This is a genomic window from Cupriavidus sp. 94F1 (genome assembly GCF_057798875.1).
On sequence record NZ_JBYOJT010000002.1, the window covers coordinates 444290 to 462364 of the forward strand.

Here is an 18075-nt window from a genome sequence, read left to right on the forward strand (position 1 = left end):
CAGCAGGCGAAAATGCCAGGGCGAGGGCGATCAACAGCGGTACAGGCCCCTTCCGGCCACGAAAGTGTCGATTCGGGCTCGCGCCATACCGCCGGTTCGCGATTTCGCCACGACGTCATCCCGCAATTGTTGCGTCAACGGCGCTCCGCGGGGACGGTATCGTGCTGGAAAGCCCTAAGTGTTTGTTTGGACTCGGGAAGTGGGCTATACTCTTGCGTTTCGTGTTCGCACACCCCGTTTTTTCGAGGAATTAACATGGTCGTAATCCGTCTGGCTCGCGGCGGCAGCAAGAAGCGCCCGTTCTTCAACATCGTTGCTACCGATTCGCGCAACCGTCGCGATGGCCGTTTCATCGAGCGCGTTGGCTTCTACAACCCGCTGGCTTCCGACAAGGAAGAAGGCCTGCGCGTTGCGCAAGACCGTCTGGCCTACTGGCAAGGCGTTGGCGCCCAACTGTCGCCGACCGTTGCCCGCCTGGTCAAGCAAGCCGCCGTCAAGGCTGCTGCCTGATAGTTGTTCAGGCGCAACCGCTCGGGCGGTGCGCGCTGACGCGTAAAGACGCTCCGCCAACGTGACTGGCAACGCCACCGGCCGCAAGCCGCTGAACCTGTCGACTGCCGCCACGCAAGGTGGTGCCGCCGGCCGGCCAGCCAAGCTGCCTGCCTCGCTGCTGTTCACGGATAGCTTGCCCGACGATCTCGTCGAGGTTGGCTACGTGGGCGCCGCATACGGCATCCGGGGCTGGATCAAGGTCCAGCCGCATGCGGACGACGCCTCCGCATTGCTGCATGCCCGCCGCTGGTGGCTGCTGCGTGCGCCGGCTGCCGGTGTGGTCACGGCGCCTGCCGAGGCGGCGGAAGCTGTCAGCGTCAAGATTTCACAGTCGCGGGAACATAGCGGTACCGTGGTGGCGCAAGCCACCGGCGTTTCGGATCGCAATGTGGCGGAAATGCTCAAGGGCCGCCGCGTCTGGATCCGGCGTGCGGATTTTCCCGCGCCGGAAGAAGGTGAGTTTTACTGGGTCGACCTGATCGGTTGCGCCGTGGTCAACGAGCAGGGCGAATCGCTCGGCGACGTGACCGGGCTGATCGACAACGGCGCCCACCAGATCCTACAGGTGGCATACCAGCTGCCGGACGGCAAGGCCGCTGAGCGGCTGATCCCGTTTGTCGACGCATTCCTGCGCGCGGTCGATACGTCGGCCCGGCGCATCGTGGTCGACTGGGGGCTGGACTACTGACGTTCCTGAATTGCCGTCGAGGGAGGCGCTGATGCAGTTCGATGTAATCACGCTGTTTCCCGAGATGTTTCGCGCGCTGACCGACTGGGGTATCACCAGCCGGGCGGCGAAGCAGCAGCGTTATGCGCTGCGCACCTGGAATCCCCGCGACTTCACGGTCGACAATTACCGTACGATCGACGATCGCCCCTACGGCGGCGGGCCTGGCATGGTGATGCTGGGCAAGCCGCTCGAAGATGCGATCAATGCCGCCAGCGCGGCACAGTCGGACGCTGGTGTCGAGCGGCCGCACGTGGTGCTGATGTCGCCGCAAGGCGCGACGCTGAGCCATGGCAAGGTCATGGAACTGGCGCAGCGCCCGGGGCTGGTGCTGCTGTGCGGGCGCTACGAGGCGATTGATCAGCGCCTGATCGACCGTCGCGTGGACGAGGAAATCAGCCTCGGCGATTTTGTGCTGTCGGGTGGCGAACTGCCCGCGATGGCGCTGATCGACGCGGTGGTGCGGCATCTGCCCGGTGTGCTGGGCGATGCGCAGTCGGCGGTGCAGGACAGCTTCGTCAATGGCCTGCTCGACTGTCCGCATTACACGCGGCCGGAAGAATATGAAGGTGTGCGGGTGCCCGATGTGTTGCTCGGGGGCCATCATGCCGAGATTGAAAAATGGCGGCGCCAGCAGGCGTTGGCCAATACCGCGCGCAAGCGTCCCGATCTGATCGTGGCGGCGCGCGCGCAAGGGTTGTTGTCCAAGGCCGACGAGAAATACCTGTCGACCCTGGCGGCGAAAGCAGGGCAGGAGTTCGCTCCTGCCAAGTGAAACCCCATCCTCTGCCGGGGCCCGAATATGGGTATTAACGCCGGTAAGATGGTTAAGGAGAAAACGATGAACCTCATCGAGCAAATCGAGCAGGAAGAGATCGCGCGTCTGACCGCGAACAAGACCATCCCCGCATTCGCACCTGGCGACACCGTGATCGTCAACGTGAACGTGGTGGAAGGTAACCGCAAGCGCGTGCAGGCTTACGAAGGCGTGGTGATCGCCAAGCGTAACCGTGGTCTGAACAGCTCCTTCATCGTGCGCAAGATCTCGTCGGGTGAAGGCGTGGAACGTACGTTCCAGCTGTACTCGCCGCTGATCGCCGGCATCGAAGTGAAGCGTCGCGGTGACGTCCGTCGCGCGAAGCTGTACTACCTGCGCGAGCGTTCGGGCAAGTCGGCACGTATCAAGGAAAAGCTGGTGACGAAGGCCAAGGCCGCTGCCGTCGCCGCAGAATAAGCTTTTCCGCGCCACGCACCGGGCAACCGGTGCTCAGCCGGCATTGCGAAGGACACCCTCGGGTGTCCTTTTTGCATTTCCGGCGATGCGCGATGAACGAGTATGCTGCGATGCAACATTCTGACGTTCTGTCATACTTGACGACGTTATGCGCCCCAAATTCGATCCCGAGGCGCTGCCGGTTATCGAGACCGACAGCCGCCGCGCGCCGCTCAGTGCGCCGCGCATGCAACCCGATTTCATCCGGCACCGGCTGCTGTCGCCGCCGGCGTGGGAGCCCGAGCTGACCGACGAGTCGCGCGTCTACGATCGCACGCGCGGGTTGCGGCAAGCTTCGGTGCTGGTGCCGCTGGTCGAACACCCGGACGGCCTGACCGTGCTGCTGACCCAGCGCAATGCGAATTTGAACGCACATGCCGGCCAGATCAGCTTTCCGGGCGGCAGCCAGGAAACCTTCGACGCCGACCGCATCGCCACGGCCCTGCGCGAGACCGAGGAGGAAATCGGTCTCAAGCGGGACTTCATCGAGGTTCTGGGATCGTTGCCGGACTACATCACCGGCACGGGCTTCCACGTGAGCCCGGTGGTGGGCCTGGTTCATACCGGCTTTACGCTGCAGCCCGATGCGGGCGAGGTGGCCGAAATCTTCGAGGTGCCGCTGGCGTTCCTGATGGACCCTGCCCGCCACGAGCGCCGCCTGCTGCGCTGGGAAGGCGGCGAGCGCCAGTTCTATTCGATGCCGTATCCGCGCGAGGGCGGCGGCCATCGCTTCATCTGGGGCGCGACGGCCGGCATGCTACGCAATCTCTACCACTTGCTGGCCGCCTGAGGCTCAGGCAGCGGCAGGGGCGACGGCAGTGTCGGCGCAGTGCGGGCAGCTCTGGCCCACGACATACTTCGGGTGCTGCTGCTCCTCGGGCGTCACCACGGCGCGGCAGGCAAAGCACTGCACCGGACCGGCCGGCTCCAGGTTCGGGTTCAGCGCGGTGCGGTAGTCGAACACGAAGCAGTCGCCGTGGTAGTGGCTGCCGCCGACTTCCTCGAAATACTTGAGGATGCCGCCTTCGAGCTGGTACACGCGCTCGATACCCACTTCCTGCATGTGGATGGCTGCCTTTTCGCAGCGGATGCCGCCCGTGCAGAACGACACCACGGTCTTGCCGTCGAGCGCCGCCCGGTTTTCGGCCACGGCGGACGGAAACTCGCTGAATTTCGTGATGTTGTATTCGACCGCATCGTCGAACGTGCCCACCGCGACTTCGAAATCGTTACGCGTGTCGAGCATCACCACCGGGCGGCCTTCGTCGTCATGGCCCTGGTCGAGCCAGCGTTTGAGATCCACCGGGCGCACCGACGGCGCACGGCCGGCTTCCGGTCGGATCAGCGGCATCTTCATGGTGATGATTTCCTTCTTGGCACGCACCAGCATGCGCTTGAAGGGCTGGTTTTCCGACAGGCTTTCCTTGGGGACGATATCGGCGAAGCGGGCATCGGCGTGCAGCCACGCCATGAAACCGTCGATCTGCTCGCGGGTGCCGGCCAGGAACATGTTGATGCCTTCCGGCGCCAGCAGGATCGTGCCTTTCAGTCCCGCCGCCTCGCAGCACTCGCGCATGGCGGGGCGCAGGGTCTCGATATCGTCGAGCGTGACGAACTTGTAAGCCGAAATGTTGACGATCTGCATGGAATAATGCCGCCGGCCGGGCGCTGCAGGGTGGCTGCAGGGCGCGCCAGCGCGCTTGGTAACTGCCTGATTGGAAAGGCGAAATTATAGCCGCTTGGCGCCGCCCCCGAAACCCGCCGCGTGCGGGTCCGGTGAGTGGCGCGCGGGGCATGCCGAGGTGTTACTTTGCGAAAACTCTCAGAGTGAGCGGCGGGGGGAGCCGGTACAATGGCGCCCTATGTCTGCACCCCGCTTTGTACACCTTCGCCTCCATTCCGAATACTCGGTGGTGGACGGCATCGTCCGTCTCGATGACGCCGTCAAGGCTGCTGCCAAGGACGGCATGGGCGCGCTCGCGCTGACCGACCTGGCCAACGCCTTCGGGCTGATCCGCTTCTACAAGGAAGCCCGTGGCAGCGGGATCAAGCCCGTGGTCGGCGCCGATGTGTGGCTGACCAACGCCGATGACCGCGACAAGCCGGCACGCATGCAGCTGCTGGTGCAGGACCGCATCGGCTACCTGAACCTCTGCACGCTGCTGTCGCGCGCCTGGTTGAGCAACCAGTATCGCGGCCGTGCCGAGCTGGAGCCGGGCTGGTTCGAGGAGCCGGGCGAGGAAGGCCTGCCGCTGGCCACCGGGCTGATCGCGCTGTCCGGCGCGATGGGCGGCGACGTCGGCCTGGCGCTGGCGAACGGCAATCCCGACGCGGCGCGCCGCGCGGCACGCCATTGGGCCACGGTGTTCCCGCAGCGGTTCTATATCGAACTGCAGCGCGCCGGGCATCCCGGCACCGACGCCTATGTGCAGCAGGCCGTGCAACTGGCCGCCGCGCTGCAGCTGCCGGTGGTCGCGACGCATCCGGTGCAGTTCATGACGCCGGACGATTTCACCGCGCACGAGGCACGCGTGTGCATCGCCGAAGGCGAGCTGCTGGCCAACCCGCGCCGCACCCGCAAGTTCACGACCGACCAGTACTTCAAGACGCAGGACGAGATGTGCGCGCTGTTTGCCGACATCCCGTCGGCGCTGCAGAACTCGGTCGAGATCGCCAAGCGATGCAACCTGACGCTGGAACTGGGCAAGCCGCGCCTGCCGCTGTTCCCGACGCCCGATGGCATGTCGCTGGACGACTACCTCGTGTTCATGGCCAAGGACGGGCTGGAAAAGCGCCTTGCCGTGCTGTTCCCCGACGAGGCCGAGCGCGAGAGCAAGCGCCCCGAGTACTACGCACGGCTCGAATTCGAGACCGGCACCATCATCAAGATGGGCTTCCCGGGCTACTTCCTGATCGTGGCGGACTTTATCAACTGGGCCAAGAACAACGGCGTGCCGGTGGGGCCGGGCCGGGGGTCGGGTGCTGGCTCGCTTGTGGCCTACGCGCTGGGCATCACCGACCTGGACCCGCTCAAGTACGCGCTGCTGTTCGAGCGTTTCCTGAATCCGGAGCGGGTGTCGATGCCCGACTTCGATATCGACTTCTGCCAGCACGGCCGCGATCGCGTGATCACGTACGTCAAGGAAAAGTACGGCAAGGAAGCCGTGTCGCAGATCGCCACCTTCGGCACGATGGCCGCCAAGGCGGCGGTGCGCGACGTGGGCCGCGTGCTGGATCTGGGCTACGGCTTTGTCGACAGCGTGGCCAAGCTGATTCCGTTCAAGCCGGGCAAGCTGGTGACGCTGGAGGAAGCCAAGAAGGAAGAGCCGGCGCTGGCCGAGCGCGAACGCAACGAGGAAGAAGTCCGCCAGCTGCTGGAGCTTGCCCAGCGCGTGGAAGGCATGACGCGTAACGTCGGCATGCACGCCGGCGGGGTGCTGATCGCGCCGGGCCGCCTGACCGATTTCTGCCCGCTGTACACGCAGGGCACCGACGGCATGAGCGGTGTGGTGAGCCAGTACGACAAGGACGACGTGGAAGCGGCTGGCCTGGTCAAGTTCGACTTTCTGGGCCTGACCACGCTGACGATCCTGGACTGGGCCGAACGCTACATCCGCCGCCTGGACCCGAGCAAGACCGACTGGAACTGCAGCCAGATCCCGCTCGACGACGGCCCCGCGTTCGAGATCCTCAAGAGCGCCAACACGGTGGCGGTGTTCCAGCTGGAAAGCCGCGGCATGCAGGGCATGCTCAAGGACGCCAAGCCTGACCGCTTCGAGGACATCATCGCGCTGGTGGCGCTGTACCGTCCGGGCCCGATGGACCTGATCCCCAGCTTCTGCGCCCGCAAGCACGGCCGCGAGAAGGTGGAATATCCGGACCCGCGCGTCGAGCCGGTGCTCAAGGAGACCTACGGCATCATGGTCTACCAGGAGCAGGTGATGCAGATGGCGCAGATCATCGGCGGCTACTCGCTGGGCGGCGCCGACCTGCTGCGCCGGGCCATGGGCAAGAAGAAGGCCGAGGAAATGGCCAAGCATCGCGAGCTGTTCCGCGAGGGGGCCGCCAGGAACGGGCTGAGCGCGCAGCAGGCCGACGACATCTTCGACCTGATGGAGAAGTTTGCGGGCTACGGCTTCAACAAGTCGCACGCGGCCGCCTACGCGCTGCTGGCGTACTACACGGCGTGGCTCAAGGCGCACCATCCGGCCGAATTCATGGCAGCCAACATGTCGCTGGCCATGGACGACACCGACAAGGTCAAGATCCTCTACGAGGATTGCCGCCTGAACAAGATCGTGGTCCTGCCGCCGGACGTCAATGCCAGCGAATATCGCTTTGCCCCGACCGATGCGAAGACCATCCGCTACGGCCTGGGCGGCATCAAGGGATCGGGCCAGGGCGCGATCGAGGACATCCTGCGCGCGCGCGAAGAAAAGCCGTTCGAGGACCTGTTCGATTTCTGCGAGCGCGTGGACCGCCGCCAGGTCAACCGCCGCACGATCGAGGCGCTGATCCGCGCCGGCGCGTTCGACAGCCTCAATGACAACCGCGCCCAGCTGCTGGCCTCGGTGTCGATCGCGATGGAAGCGGCCGAGCAGAAGGCCGAGTCGGCCAACCAGGTGTCGCTGTTCGATCTCATGGACGATGCCGGCGACGCCCATCGCCCGGCACTGATCGACGAACCGCGCTGGACGGCCAAGCGCACGCTGCAGGAAGAAAAGCAGGCGCTGGGCTACTACTTCTCGGGCCACCTGTTCGACGCCTCGCGCGACGAGGTGCGCAAGTTCGTGAAGGGCACGCTGGCCGCGCTGGAAAAGGAAGTGCAGGGCAACGGCGGCGGCTACGGCCGCGACGTGCGCGGCAAGGTGGTCGCCGGCGTCATCATGGGCGTGCGCACGCAGATGACCCAGCGCGGCAAGCTGATCATCGTCATGATCGACGACGGCACGGCCCAGATCGAAATGACCGTGTTCAACGAACTGTACGATGCCAACCGCCACATGTTCCGCGAGGACGAGCTGATCATCGCCCAGGGCAATGCGCGGCACGATACATTCACGGGCGGCGTGCGCTTCACGGCCGAGTCGGTGATGGACCTGGTGACCGCGCGCGCCCGGTACGCCGATGCGGTGTGCCTGGGTTTCAACGGCAATGCCTCGACCGAGCGCCTGCGGGAACTGCTGACGCCGTTCCTGGCCAATGGGGCCCAGGGGCCCCAGGTGCCGGGCGTGCCGGTGCGCATCCGCTATGTCAACAAGTCGGCCCAGTGCGAGGCCACGCTGGGCGACCAGTGGCAGATCACCCCCTCCGAGGAGGCGCTGACCACCCTGCGCGATGCGCTGGGCGACAGTGTGCGCATGCTATATGCCTGAGCGAGCGACGGTGGGCCGCAGGCAACGCATCCTGTTTCACGTCACCCATTTCCTGCATGGTGGCATCGAGACCTCGCTGGTCTCGCTGCTGACATCGCTGCAGGACAGGTTCGATCTGGCGTTGACGGTCACCTATCCCTCGCCGGAGCTGGCGTCGCACTTCCGGGCCCGGCTGCCCGCCAGCGTGGATGTCCACGTGCTGGCGCCCGAGCGCTGGCTGTCGCATTGCCGCCAGCTGAAGAAGCAGCGCAAGCTGGGCGTGCTGGGCAAGATCTACGAGGAAGCCCTGCTGCCCCCGGTGCGCAAGCCGATCGTCCGGCGCCGCTTCATGGCGATCCTGGAGCAGGGCTTCGACATGGTCGTGGACTACGACATGTCGCTATCGCGCATTACCGGGCCGCTACCCGTGCCGATGATCGGCTACCAGCATTTCAGCGTGGCGCACCTGGCGCGCGGCCATGGCCGCAAGCTGCGCAAGCTGCGGCATCAGTGCAAGGTCGATTACGACGCGGTGGTCATGCTGACCGACAGCATGCTGGCCGATGCCCGCGAACTGATGCCCGACGCGGCGCCCAGGCTGGTGCGGCTGTACAACGCCATCGACCTCGACAATATTCGCGCCCGGGCCGCGCAGCCGCTGGAGCCGGGGCTGGCGCCCGCCGAGCCGTTCATCGTCTCGATAGGCCGGCTGGAGGAAAGCCAGAAGGACTTTACTTCGCTGCTGCATGCCTATGCGCGGCTGGTCGAACAGGGGATTGACGAGCGACTGGTGCTGGTTGGCGATGGCGCGTCACGACCCAGGCTCGAAGCCCTGGCGCAATCGCTGGGCCTGGCCGGGCGCGTGACGTTCGCCGGTTTCCAGTCGAACCCCTACGCCTGGATTCGCCAGGCGCGCCTGATGGCGTTCAGTTCGAAGATGGAAGGCCTGCCCAACGTCCTGCTGGAAGGGCTGGCGGTGGGCCAGGTGGTGGTGAGCACCGATTGCCCGACTGGCCCCCGCGAGATTCTTGACGATGGCCGCGCCGGCCTGCTGGTGCCGGTGGGCGATGTGGAAGGGCTGGCCGCGGCGATCCGCAGTGGCCTGCACGATGCCGCGCTGCGCCAGTCGCTGCTGGCCCACGCCGCCCGCCACATCGAACAGATGGGTTTCGGCCCGACGGCTCAGGCGTTCGGCGCGCTGGTCAATCGGCTGACGCAGGCGGATGTTTCGCCTGCTGGTGCAGCAGCCAGAGCTTGATGTACTTGTAATAGCTGGCCTGGCCGTTCATCAGCGCGACGGCCAGCCCCTGCGGGCCATCCAGAAAGCCGCGCCGCAGCAGCCAGGTGCGCAGGAACGCCCAGCTGCCGTGGGTCCAGGCGCTGAACACGGTGGCGCGCTTGCCGCGCTGGAATGCCTGTCTGGCGCCCAGCGTGGAGTATTGGTCGATCTTGCGCAGCACCTGCGAGAAATCATCGTAGGTGTAGTGCAGCAGCGGGGTTTGCAGATGGCCGACCGGGCCGTCGGTGACCACGTTCTCGTGGACGATATCGTCGGTAAAGCGGGCGCGGCCGGCGCGGAACACGCGTGTCAGGCGGTCGGGATACCAGCCGCTGTGGCGCATGAAGCGGCCGCAGAAGCGCGACAGGCGCGGCATGTCGTAGGCGTCGGCGCGGCCGGAGTCGATGGCGGCCAGGATTTCGTCGCGCAAGGCGGGCGTGACGCGCTCGTCGGCGTCGATCGACAGCACCCATTCGCTCTGGACCTTGGACAGGGCGAGGTTCTTCTGGGGGCCGAAACCGGGCCAGGTAGCCGTTTCATGAACTTCGGCACCCATGGCGCGGGCAACCTCCAGCGTGCCGTCCGTGCTGCCGGAGTCCACTATAATCGCGCGGTCGCACCAGGAGACGCTTTCGAGGCAGTCCCGGATGTTGTGTGCCTCGTTCTTTGTAATCAGTACGACAGAGATTTTCATAGACATGCTTGCGATGGATCCCGCAGACCGGATTTGCCCGCCATTCTAGCGGCAGTCGGTGCGGGCCCCGATCGGCAAGTGGAGCCAACGTGAAAGACAGCAAAAAGCAAACGCCCCAGGAAACCGACACCCTCAAGCGCGTCTGGGCATACCTGAAGCCCGAAATGCGCAACTTCGTGCTGGCGATTCTGGCCATGGCACTCGTGGCGGCCAGCGAGGGCATTATCCCGAAGGTGGTCAACGACCTGCTCGACAAGGGCTTTGGCGGCAGCTACGCCGGCAAGCTCTGGCACGTGCCGGCGCTGCTGGTCGGCGTGGCGCTGGTGCGCGGCGTGGCGCAGTTCGCGTCCGGATATTTGCTGTCGCTGATCTCGAACAAGGTGCTGCTCAAGATGCGCATGCAGATGTTCGAGCGCATGCTGCACGCGCCGGCGCTGTTCTATCACCGCAACACCGCCGCCTCGCTGATCAACGCCGTGATCTTCGAGGTCAACCAGGTCATGCAGATCCTGACCGGCGTGCTGATCACGCTGGTGCGCGACTCCCTGACCGTGCTGGCGCTGCTGGTGTACCTGTTCTACACGAACTGGCGCCTGACGCTGGTGGTGGCCGTGCTGCTGCCGACCATCGGCTTCGTGATGTCGAAGGTGAACCGCCGGCTGCGCCGGCTGAACCGCGAGCACCAGGCACTGACCAACACCGCGGCCTACGTGGTCGAGGAAGCGGCTGGCGGCTACAAGGTCGTCAAGCTGCACGGCGGCGAGGCATACGAAACGGCGCGGTTTGCCACGATGGCCGAGCGCCTGCGCGGCTATTCGATGCGCATGGCCGTGGCCGGTGGCCTGAACCAGCCCGTGACGGCGTTCCTGGCGTCGCTGGCGCTGTCGGTGATCCTGACCATCGCGATGATCCAGGCCCAGGGCAACCAGACCACCATCGGCGGGTTCACCGGCTTCGTGATGGCCATGCTGCTGCTGATTTCGCCGCTCAAGCACCTGACCGACCTGAACCAGCCGCTGCAGCGGGGCCTGACCGCCGCCGAGATGATTTTCGGGCTGATCGACGAGCCGATCGAGCCGCAGACCGGCGGGCTGCCGCTGGAGCGCGCCCGGGGTGACCTGGTGTTCGAAAACGTCGGCTTCCGCTATGGCGATGCCGCCCGTCCGGCGCTGAACCGTGTGAACTTCCACGCCGCACCGGGCGAGGTGGTGGCGCTGGTGGGGCCGTCGGGCAGTGGCAAGACCACGCTTGTGAACCTGCTACCGCGCTTCTTCGACCCGACCGAAGGCCGCATCATGCTCGACGGCAAGCCGATCGACCAGTTCGGCCTGAACGACCTGCGCCGCCAGATCGCCTTCGTGAGCCAGGACGTGGTGCTGTTCAACGATACGGTGGCTGCCAATGTAGCGTATGGCGTACATCCGCGCGAGAAGATCGACATGGCGCGCGTCGAGCGCGCGCTGGCGGCGGCTTACCTGACCGATGTGGTCAAGGGCCTGCCGGAAGGGCTGGAAACCAATATCGGTGACAACGGCATGAAGTTGTCCGGTGGCCAGCGCCAGCGGTTGGCGATTGCGCGGGCCATCTACAAGGACGCCCCGATCCTGATCCTGGACGAAGCCACGTCGGCGCTGGACTCCGAATCGGAGCGCCAGGTGCAGGCGGCGCTGGAATCGCTGATGGTAGGCCGTACCACGCTGGTGATTGCCCACCGGCTGTCTACGATTGAAAACGCCGACCGCATCGTGGTGCTGGAACATGGCCGCGTGGCCGAGGCGGGCAGCCACGGTGCGCTGCTGGCCGCCAACGGGCTGTACGCCGGCTTGCACCGCATTCAGTTCGCCACGGCGGCGGAGTAAGCGACACACGGTTTCGACGGCCATGGTGCCCTGCCATGGCCGGGCATGTACACACACGGGAAACCTACCCGGAGGAGACAGACATGACCCAGGCATCACCGTCCACCCGACCCCCGATCAGCCGCTATCCCGTCCCGGAGATTGCCGGCTTGCCCGATGACCTGCGCCAGCGCGTGCTGGAAGTGCAGGAAAAGGCGGGTTTCGTTCCCAATGTGTTTCTGGCGCTGGCGCACCGGCCCGACGAATGCCGGGCCTTCTTTGCGTACCACGACGCGCTGATGCTCAAGGAGAGCGGCAACCTGACCAAGGGCGACCGCGAGATGATCGTCGTGGCCACTTCGGGCGCCAACCAGTGCCTGTACTGCGTGGTGGCGCACGGCGCCATCCTGCGCATCTACGAAAAGAAGCCGCTGGTGGCGGACCAGGTGGCGGTCAACTACCGCAAGGCCGATATCGCGCCGCGGCAGCGCGCCATGCTCGATTTCGCGATGAAAGTGTGCGAGGCGTCGCATACGATCGGCGAGGCCGATTTCGACGCGCTGCGCGTCCATGGCTTTGACGACGAGGACGCGTGGGACATCGCCGCCATCACGGCGTTCTTTGGCCTGTCGAACCGCATGGCGAACACCATCGGCATGCGTCCGAACGACGAGTTCTTCCTGATGGGCCGCGTGCCCAAGGCGAAGTAGCCGCACCCAGGCGCGCCGGCAGGCAGGCCGGCGCGGTGCCCCGGCCGCCGATCTTCAGCGGATCTGCGCGCAGTTGCCGTTACGTGGATCGAACAGCACCGGCCAGGCCTGCTCGTAGATGCCCGGCGTGCAGTGCTTCTCGCACCGTGCGTGGGCTAGCGTGATGCGGCGCGGGTCCTGCCACACCATAAGCTTGCAGCCGCTGCCGTCGATGGCATGCAGTTCGATATGCGGCGTTTGCTGCACCTGTTTGAATTCATCGAGGTCGAAGTGGCACGACCCCTTGCGCGACACCCACAGTTTCCAGGTCAGCGTCTGCACGGCATTGTGGGATACGCGTACCACGGCATCTTCCCGGAAGCCGTCCTCCTCGGTGCGCTTGCAGGTGCCTGTCATGTTGATCTCGTGCGGCGGGATTGGCGTGGGGCGCGCGAGCGGGGCAGGTGGGTAAGTCGTGTCGGCATTGACCTGCGGGCCCGCCAGCGGCGGCGATCGATCGACCTTCTGCGGCAACAGGTCCGCGCATCCCGCACATAAAAAAATGGCCAGCATCGCTGGCACCGTGATCCGCATTGACATCATGTCGACCCCTTCAAGCTCCCGCCACCTGCATCTCCAGAGTAGGGGATAGCGGTGCAAAGGCCAGCCGCCAGTGATGAGGACTAGTCCTACCGTGCCAGCGCCGCGCGTAGCGCCTATAGTCAATAAATGTGGCCGCGCGACGATGCGCGGCCTTTTTCATGGCTGGGCGGGCGACATTGCCGAACGCGCGTTTGATCGCGCGCCGGTGCGCAGGGTCAGGCCACGGCAGGCGCTTCGGCCGCGCGCGCGGCGGTATGGGAGGCCGCAGGATGGACGGCCGGATAGCCTGCCGCAAACACCAGACGGCCGGCCGACCACGTATGCGTGACCAGCGGCTGGCCGGCCACGCTGGCCACGGCGATCACGTCGGCGCGCTTGCCGGGCAGCAGCCGGCCACGGTCGTCGAGCATGCACGCGTCGGCCGGGTTGGCACTGACCAGCGCCAGCGCGTCGTTGAGCGGCAGCTCGGCCAGACGCGCGGCGGCGAAGGCGGCGGCGATCAGCGTCGATGGCTGGTAGTCCGAGCAGAGAATATTGCCGACCCGGGCGTGGATCGCGTCGATGGCCCGCATCGATCCGCTCTGGCTCTTGCCGCGCAGCACGTTGGGCGCGCCCAGGATGGTCGGTAGTGCATGCGCGGCGGCGGCCTGCGCCGTTTGCAGGTTGATCGGGAATTCGCTCATGCGCACGCCCAGCGCATGCATGGCGGCGATGCGCTGTGGCGAATCGTCGTCATGGCTGGCCGTGGGCACCCCCAGCGCGTGGGCCTTCGACACCAGGCGGTTGACGCGCTCGGTGGCACCGTCCAGTTCGGCTGTCTTCTTCGCGGCGGCGTTGGCCGCCTCGTCGCGGCTCATGCCATGGTTGCCCATCATGTACGACAGGTAGGCGTCGAGCGTCTTGAACTGGCCCTGGCCGGGCGAGTGATCCATCACCGACAGCAGGTCCACCACGCCTTCGGCCATCAGCATTTCCAGCACCGGCACGGCAGCCGCATCGGTCACTTCGTAGCGGCAGTGGATGCGGTTGTCGACCAGGCTGTGCTTGCGGTACTGGGCCACCGTGCGCACCAGCGTGGCGGCGGTGTCGTTGTTGCGCACGCCGAACTGGTTGCTGGCGAACGAGAGCGCGTGGTACGGCGTGGTGATGCCGGCGGCGGCATTGCGGCGATCAACCTGCGCCACGGCAAAGTCGAGCGGGAACAGGACGTTGGCGCGCGGCTCGGCTTCCTTTTCGATGGCATCGCAATGTACGTCGATCAGGCCCGGCATCACGGTATGGCCGCGCAGGTCGATCACCGCGGCATGGGCGGGAACCGACTCGGGTTCGATGGCGGCGATCTGGCCGTCGGCGATCAGCAGGGCGCTGTCGTGCAGCACGGCGTCGGGCAGAACGAGCGTGGCGTGCGTCAGGTAGGTGGTGGACATGTCCGGTTCCGTGTCGGGCTCAGGGCAGGTTTGTCGGGGGCGGTGCCGATGTTGGCATGCGTTGGGCGCCGGGTGTCAGGCGTTGGCGGCCGCCACCGGCTGCAGCGGCAGCGCACGTGTGGCCACGGCATCGCGCACGGCTTCGTCGTGGAAGATGCCGATCAGCGCGCGGCCTTCGGCCAGCGCCTCGCGGATCAGTGCGATCACCACCGCGCGGTTGTCGGCATCGAGCGAAGCGGTCGGCTCGTCGAGCAGCAGGATCGGATGGCCGCCGATCAGGCCGCGCGCGATGTTCACGCGCTGCTGCTCGCCACCCGAGAAGGTGGCCGGGGGCAGGTCCCACAGGCGGCGCGGCAGGTTCAGGCGTTCGAGCAGCACGGCGGCGCGGGCGCGGGCTTCCTCGTGGCTCGCGCCACGCTGCTGCATCGGATCGGCCACCACATCGAGCGCCGAGACACGCGGGATGGCGCGCAGGAACTGCGACACATAGCCGATCACGTCGCGGCGCAGCTTCAGCACGCGCTGTTCGGACGCATGGGTCAGCTCCACCCACGGCTCGCCCGCTTCGCTGGTATCGCGCAGGCGGATGGTGCCTTCGGTGGCCAGGTAGTTGCCGTACAGGCAGCGCAGCAGCGTGCTCTTGCCGGTGCCCGAGCGGCCCGACAGCACCAGGCATTCGCCGCGCGACGCGTCGAAGTCGATCGCCTGGAGCACGGGCAGGCGGATGCCGCCCTGGTTGTGCAACGTGAACATCTTGCCGAGGCCACGGACCTCGATCAGCTTCCGGGAATCTGCTTGCATCGTGATCAGCCCTGCAGGATGGAGGAAACCAGCAGCTGGGTGTACGGATGCTGCGGGTCGTCGAGGATCTGGTCGGTCAGGCCTTGTTCGACCACGCGGCCGCCCTGCATCACCAACGTGCGGTGGGCCAGCAGGCGCGCCACGGCCAGATCGTGCGTGACGAGGACGGCGGCCAGACCCAGGTCCGTCACCAGCCGGCGCATCAGGTCCAGCAGGCGGGCCTGCACCGAGACATCCAGCGATGCGGTGGGTTCGTCCATGAACACCAGGCGCGGATGCGTGACCAGGTTGCGTGCGATCTGCAGGCGCTGCTGCATGCCGCCCGAGAACGTGCTGGGCACATCGTCCAGGCGGCCCAGGTCGATTTCCATCTTTTCGAGCCAGGCACCGGCGATCTCGCGCAGGTCGCCGTAGTGGCGGTTGCCCACGGCCATCAGGCGCTCGGCGATGTTGGCGCCGGCGCTGACCTGCATGCGCAGGCCGTCGCGGGCATGCTGGCGCACGAAGCCCCAGTCGGTGCGCGCCAGCAGGCGCATGCGCGCGCTGGACAGCGAGGCCAGGTCGGTCAGGCCGGTTTCGCGCATGTCGTAGCTGACGCTGCCGCGCTGCGCGCGCACCTGCATCGACAGCGCCTGCAGCAGCGTGCTCTTGCCCGAGCCCGATTCGCCGACCACGCACAGCACTTCGCCAGGGTACAGGTCGAAAGTGACGTCGTGGCAGCCGTGCACGCCGTCCCAGGTGTGCGTGAGCTGCCGGACGCAAAGCAGTGGCGTGGCGTTCATGGTTGGCCTCCGGCGGCGGTCTTGACGGCCTGGGCCGCCTGGCGGTCGGCGCAGTACTCGGTGTCCGAGCACACGAACATGCGCGTGCCGGCATCGTCGGTGATGATCTCGTCCAGATAGCTGTCGGTGGCGCCGCATTGCGCGCAGCAGCTCGACCATTTCTCGACGGTGAACGGGTGGTCGACAAAGTCCAGGCTCTTGACGGACGTGTACGGCGGCACGGCGTAGACGCGCTTCTCGCGGCCGGCGCCGAACAGCATCAGCGCGGGGCTGCGGTCGAGCTTGGGATTGTCGAACTTGGGGATTGGCGACGGGCGCATCATGTATCGCTGGTTGACGATCACCGGGTAGTCGTACGTGGTGGCGATGTGGCCGTGGTGCGCGATGTCCTCGTAGAGCTTCACGTGCATCGATCCGTATTCGGCCAGCGCGTGCATCGTGCGCGTTTCGGTCTCGCTCGGCTCCAGCCAGCGCAGCGGCTCGGGGATGGGCACCTGGTACACCATGGTCTGGCCCGCGCGCAGCTTCGTCTCCGGAATGCGATGGCGCGTCTGGATGATGGTCGCCTCGGCGGTGCGCTCCGTGGTCTGCACGCCGGTCACGCGGCCGAAGAAGCGGCGGATGTTGATGGCGTTCGTGGTGTCGTCCGAACCCTGGTCGATCACCTTGAGCACGTCGTGGCGGCCGATGATGGCGGCGGTCACCTGGATGCCGCCCGTGCCCCAGCCATACGGCAGCGGCATTTCGCGGCTGCCGAACGGCACCTGGTAGCCAGGGATGGCCACCGCTTTCAGCAGCGCGCGGCGCAGCATGCGCTTGGTGGATTCGTCCAGGTAGCCGAAGTTGTAGTGGTCGTCGCGCGCAATGGTTGCGGTGGCGGCGCCGGGGTTGGCGTTGGCGATGGTCATGCCAGCGACTCCTCTTGCGATGGCGATGGCGAAGGCGACGGCTGCGGCGCGCCGGTGGATGCGGTGGGCGGTGTGGCCTGGCCTGCCTGCTCGGCGCGCAGCCGGCGCAGCAGTTCCAGGTTGGCCTGGAAGTCCACGTAGTGGGGCAGCTTCAGGTGCTGCACGAAGCCGGACGCTTCCACGTTGTCGCTGTGGTACAGCATGAATTCGATGTCGTTGGCGGGGTTGTCGGCGGCTTCGCCAAGCTCTTCGGCGCGCATGGCACGGTCCACCAGCGCCATCGACATCGCCTTGCGCTCGTTGTAGCCGAACGTGAGCCCGTAGCCGCGCGTCAGGCGTGGCGCCTCGTCGGCGTTGCCGGCGAACTGGCTCACCATCTGGCATTCGGTCAGTTCCACTTCGCCGATGGTCACGGCGAAGCCCAGTTCCTCGATGAACATTTCCACTTCGGTGCTGCCGTAGCGGATCTCGGCGGCGAACGGGTGCGAATTGCCGTAGCCGCGTTGCGTCGAGTAGCCCATGGCCAGCAGGAAGCCTTCGTCGGCGCGGGCCAGGTTCTGCAGGCGCGCGGGGCGCTCGGCCGGGAAGGTCAGCGGCTCGCGCGTGAGGTCTGGCGGCGCGGGGTCGCCGGCGGGAATCGTGTCGGCTTCGACCAGCGATTCGGCTTCGAGCAGGCCGGTCACGCGCGGCATGTTCGACGCCAGCGGTTCAGGCGACGGCGCCAGCGGGGCCGGGTCGCGGCCCGCTTCGAGCGTGAAGTCGAGCAGGCGCTGCGTGTAGTCGTACGTCGGGCCCAGCACCTGGCCGCCCGGCACGTCCTTGAACGTCGACGAGATGCGGCGCTGCAGCGTCATCGTGCCGGTATCGATCGCCTGGGTGTAGCCGAAGCGGGCCAGCGTGGTGCGATAGGCGCGCAGCAGGAAGATGGCCTCGATCTGGTCGCCGGCGGCCTGCTTGATGGCCAGCGCGGCCAGGTGCGGGTCGTAGAGCGAGCCCTCGGCCATCACGCGGGCCACCGCCAGCGGCATCTGCTCGCGGATCTGCGCCAGCGTGAGTTCGGGCACCGACGTGTCGCCACGGCGGTAGTTGTCCAGCATCTGGTACGAATTGAGGATGGCGCGCTCGCCACCCTTGACGGCTACGTACAT

17 protein-coding genes are annotated in these 18075 nt (G+C 66.3%); 9 read left to right on the plus strand and 8 right to left on the minus strand.

The window, feature by feature from the left end; genetic code table 11:
- Positions 1 to 255: 255 nt before the first annotated feature.
- The 5 genes from rpsP (at position 256) to AC3FJ6_RS06110 (ending at position 3342) form a co-directional block, all read left to right on the plus strand.
- Positions 256 to 510, plus strand: a complete 255-nt coding sequence (gene rpsP, locus AC3FJ6_RS06090; protein ID WP_092594826.1) for a 30S ribosomal protein S16 — start codon at positions 256 to 258, stop codon at positions 508 to 510.
- A gap of 61 nt (positions 511 to 571) precedes the next feature.
- Positions 572 to 1240: a ribosome maturation factor RimM gene (gene rimM, locus AC3FJ6_RS06095; RefSeq protein ID WP_488771113.1), complete on the plus strand. Its 669-nt coding sequence runs from the start codon at positions 572 to 574 to the stop codon at positions 1238 to 1240.
- A 31-nt stretch (positions 1241 to 1271) separates the two neighbouring features.
- Positions 1272 to 2054 (plus strand): tRNA (guanosine(37)-N1)-methyltransferase TrmD, encoded by a 783-nt coding sequence (trmD, locus tag AC3FJ6_RS06100; protein ID WP_488771362.1) that lies wholly within the window; start codon positions 1272 to 1274, stop codon positions 2052 to 2054.
- Positions 2055 to 2120: 66 nt separating this feature from the next.
- The gene (gene rplS, locus AC3FJ6_RS06105; protein ID WP_400392921.1) at positions 2121 to 2513 is read left to right on the plus strand and encodes a 50S ribosomal protein L19; all 393 of its coding nucleotides are present in this window, start codon (positions 2121 to 2123) and stop codon (positions 2511 to 2513) included.
- Between the two features lie 148 nt (positions 2514 to 2661).
- Positions 2662 to 3342: a CoA pyrophosphatase gene (locus AC3FJ6_RS06110; RefSeq protein WP_153947463.1), complete on the plus strand. Its 681-nt coding sequence runs from the start codon at positions 2662 to 2664 to the stop codon at positions 3340 to 3342.
- Positions 3343 to 3345: 3 nt separating this feature from the next.
- Here the strand turns inward: AC3FJ6_RS06110 and AC3FJ6_RS06115 are convergent, their stop codons facing one another.
- Positions 3346 to 4197 (minus strand): sulfurtransferase, encoded by an 852-nt coding sequence (locus AC3FJ6_RS06115; protein ID WP_488771114.1) that lies wholly within the window; start codon positions 4195 to 4197, stop codon positions 3346 to 3348.
- A 217-nt stretch (positions 4198 to 4414) separates the two neighbouring features.
- Between AC3FJ6_RS06115 and dnaE the strand changes: the two genes are divergently transcribed.
- Together dnaE and AC3FJ6_RS06125 are read left to right on the plus strand one after the other, a co-directional pair.
- Complete coding sequence (dnaE, locus tag AC3FJ6_RS06120) at positions 4415 to 7927, plus strand: DNA polymerase III subunit alpha (RefSeq protein ID WP_488771115.1); 3513 nt, start codon at positions 4415 to 4417, stop codon at positions 7925 to 7927.
- Positions 7920 to 9164 (plus strand): glycosyltransferase, encoded by a 1245-nt coding sequence (locus AC3FJ6_RS06125; RefSeq protein ID WP_488771116.1) that lies wholly within the window; start codon positions 7920 to 7922, stop codon positions 9162 to 9164. Before dnaE ends, AC3FJ6_RS06125 begins: the two co-directional genes overlap by 8 nt.
- On the opposite strand, the gene AC3FJ6_RS06130 is transcribed toward AC3FJ6_RS06125, so the two are convergent.
- Complete coding sequence (locus AC3FJ6_RS06130; protein ID WP_488771363.1) at positions 9109 to 9879, minus strand: glycosyltransferase family 2 protein; 771 nt, start codon at positions 9877 to 9879, stop codon at positions 9109 to 9111. The two genes, AC3FJ6_RS06125 and AC3FJ6_RS06130, sit on opposite strands and share 56 nt — an antisense overlap.
- 89 nt (positions 9880 to 9968) lie before the next feature.
- On the opposite strand from AC3FJ6_RS06130, the gene msbA reads away from it, so the two are divergent.
- The gene (gene msbA / locus AC3FJ6_RS06135) at positions 9969 to 11738 is read left to right on the plus strand and encodes a lipid A export permease/ATP-binding protein MsbA (protein ID WP_283780787.1); all 1770 of its coding nucleotides are present in this window, start codon (positions 9969 to 9971) and stop codon (positions 11736 to 11738) included.
- Between the two features lie 83 nt (positions 11739 to 11821).
- A complete protein-coding gene (locus AC3FJ6_RS06140) occupies positions 11822 to 12427 on the plus strand; it encodes a peroxidase-related enzyme (protein ID WP_488771117.1) in 606 nt (201 codons plus the stop codon).
- A 54-nt stretch (positions 12428 to 12481) separates the two neighbouring features.
- Here the strand turns inward: AC3FJ6_RS06140 and AC3FJ6_RS06145 are convergent, their stop codons facing one another.
- The 6 genes from AC3FJ6_RS06145 to AC3FJ6_RS06170 form a co-directional block, all read right to left on the minus strand.
- Positions 12482 to 13006: a hypothetical protein gene (locus AC3FJ6_RS06145; protein WP_488771365.1), complete on the minus strand. Its 525-nt coding sequence runs from the start codon at positions 13004 to 13006 to the stop codon at positions 12482 to 12484.
- Positions 13007 to 13224: 218 nt separating this feature from the next.
- Entirely contained in the window at positions 13225 to 14436 is a 1212-nt protein-coding gene (locus AC3FJ6_RS06150) for an alpha-D-ribose 1-methylphosphonate 5-triphosphate diphosphatase (RefSeq protein ID WP_488771118.1), read from the minus strand.
- 75 nt (positions 14437 to 14511) lie between these two features.
- Entirely contained in the window at positions 14512 to 15237 is a 726-nt protein-coding gene (gene phnL / locus AC3FJ6_RS06155; RefSeq protein WP_488771119.1) for a phosphonate C-P lyase system protein PhnL, read from the minus strand.
- A 5-nt stretch (positions 15238 to 15242) separates the two neighbouring features.
- The gene (gene phnK, locus AC3FJ6_RS06160) at positions 15243 to 16019 is read right to left on the minus strand and encodes a phosphonate C-P lyase system protein PhnK (RefSeq protein WP_153947472.1); all 777 of its coding nucleotides are present in this window, start codon (positions 16017 to 16019) and stop codon (positions 15243 to 15245) included.
- The gene (locus tag AC3FJ6_RS06165) at positions 16016 to 16927 is read right to left on the minus strand and encodes an alpha-D-ribose 1-methylphosphonate 5-phosphate C-P-lyase PhnJ (protein WP_488771120.1); all 912 of its coding nucleotides are present in this window, start codon (positions 16925 to 16927) and stop codon (positions 16016 to 16018) included. Before AC3FJ6_RS06165 ends, phnK begins: the two co-directional genes overlap by 4 nt.
- Positions 16924 to 18075, minus strand: coding sequence for a carbon-phosphorus lyase complex subunit (locus AC3FJ6_RS06170; protein ID WP_488771121.1), 1152 nt, complete (start codon positions 18073 to 18075; stop codon positions 16924 to 16926). Before AC3FJ6_RS06170 ends, AC3FJ6_RS06165 begins: the two co-directional genes overlap by 4 nt.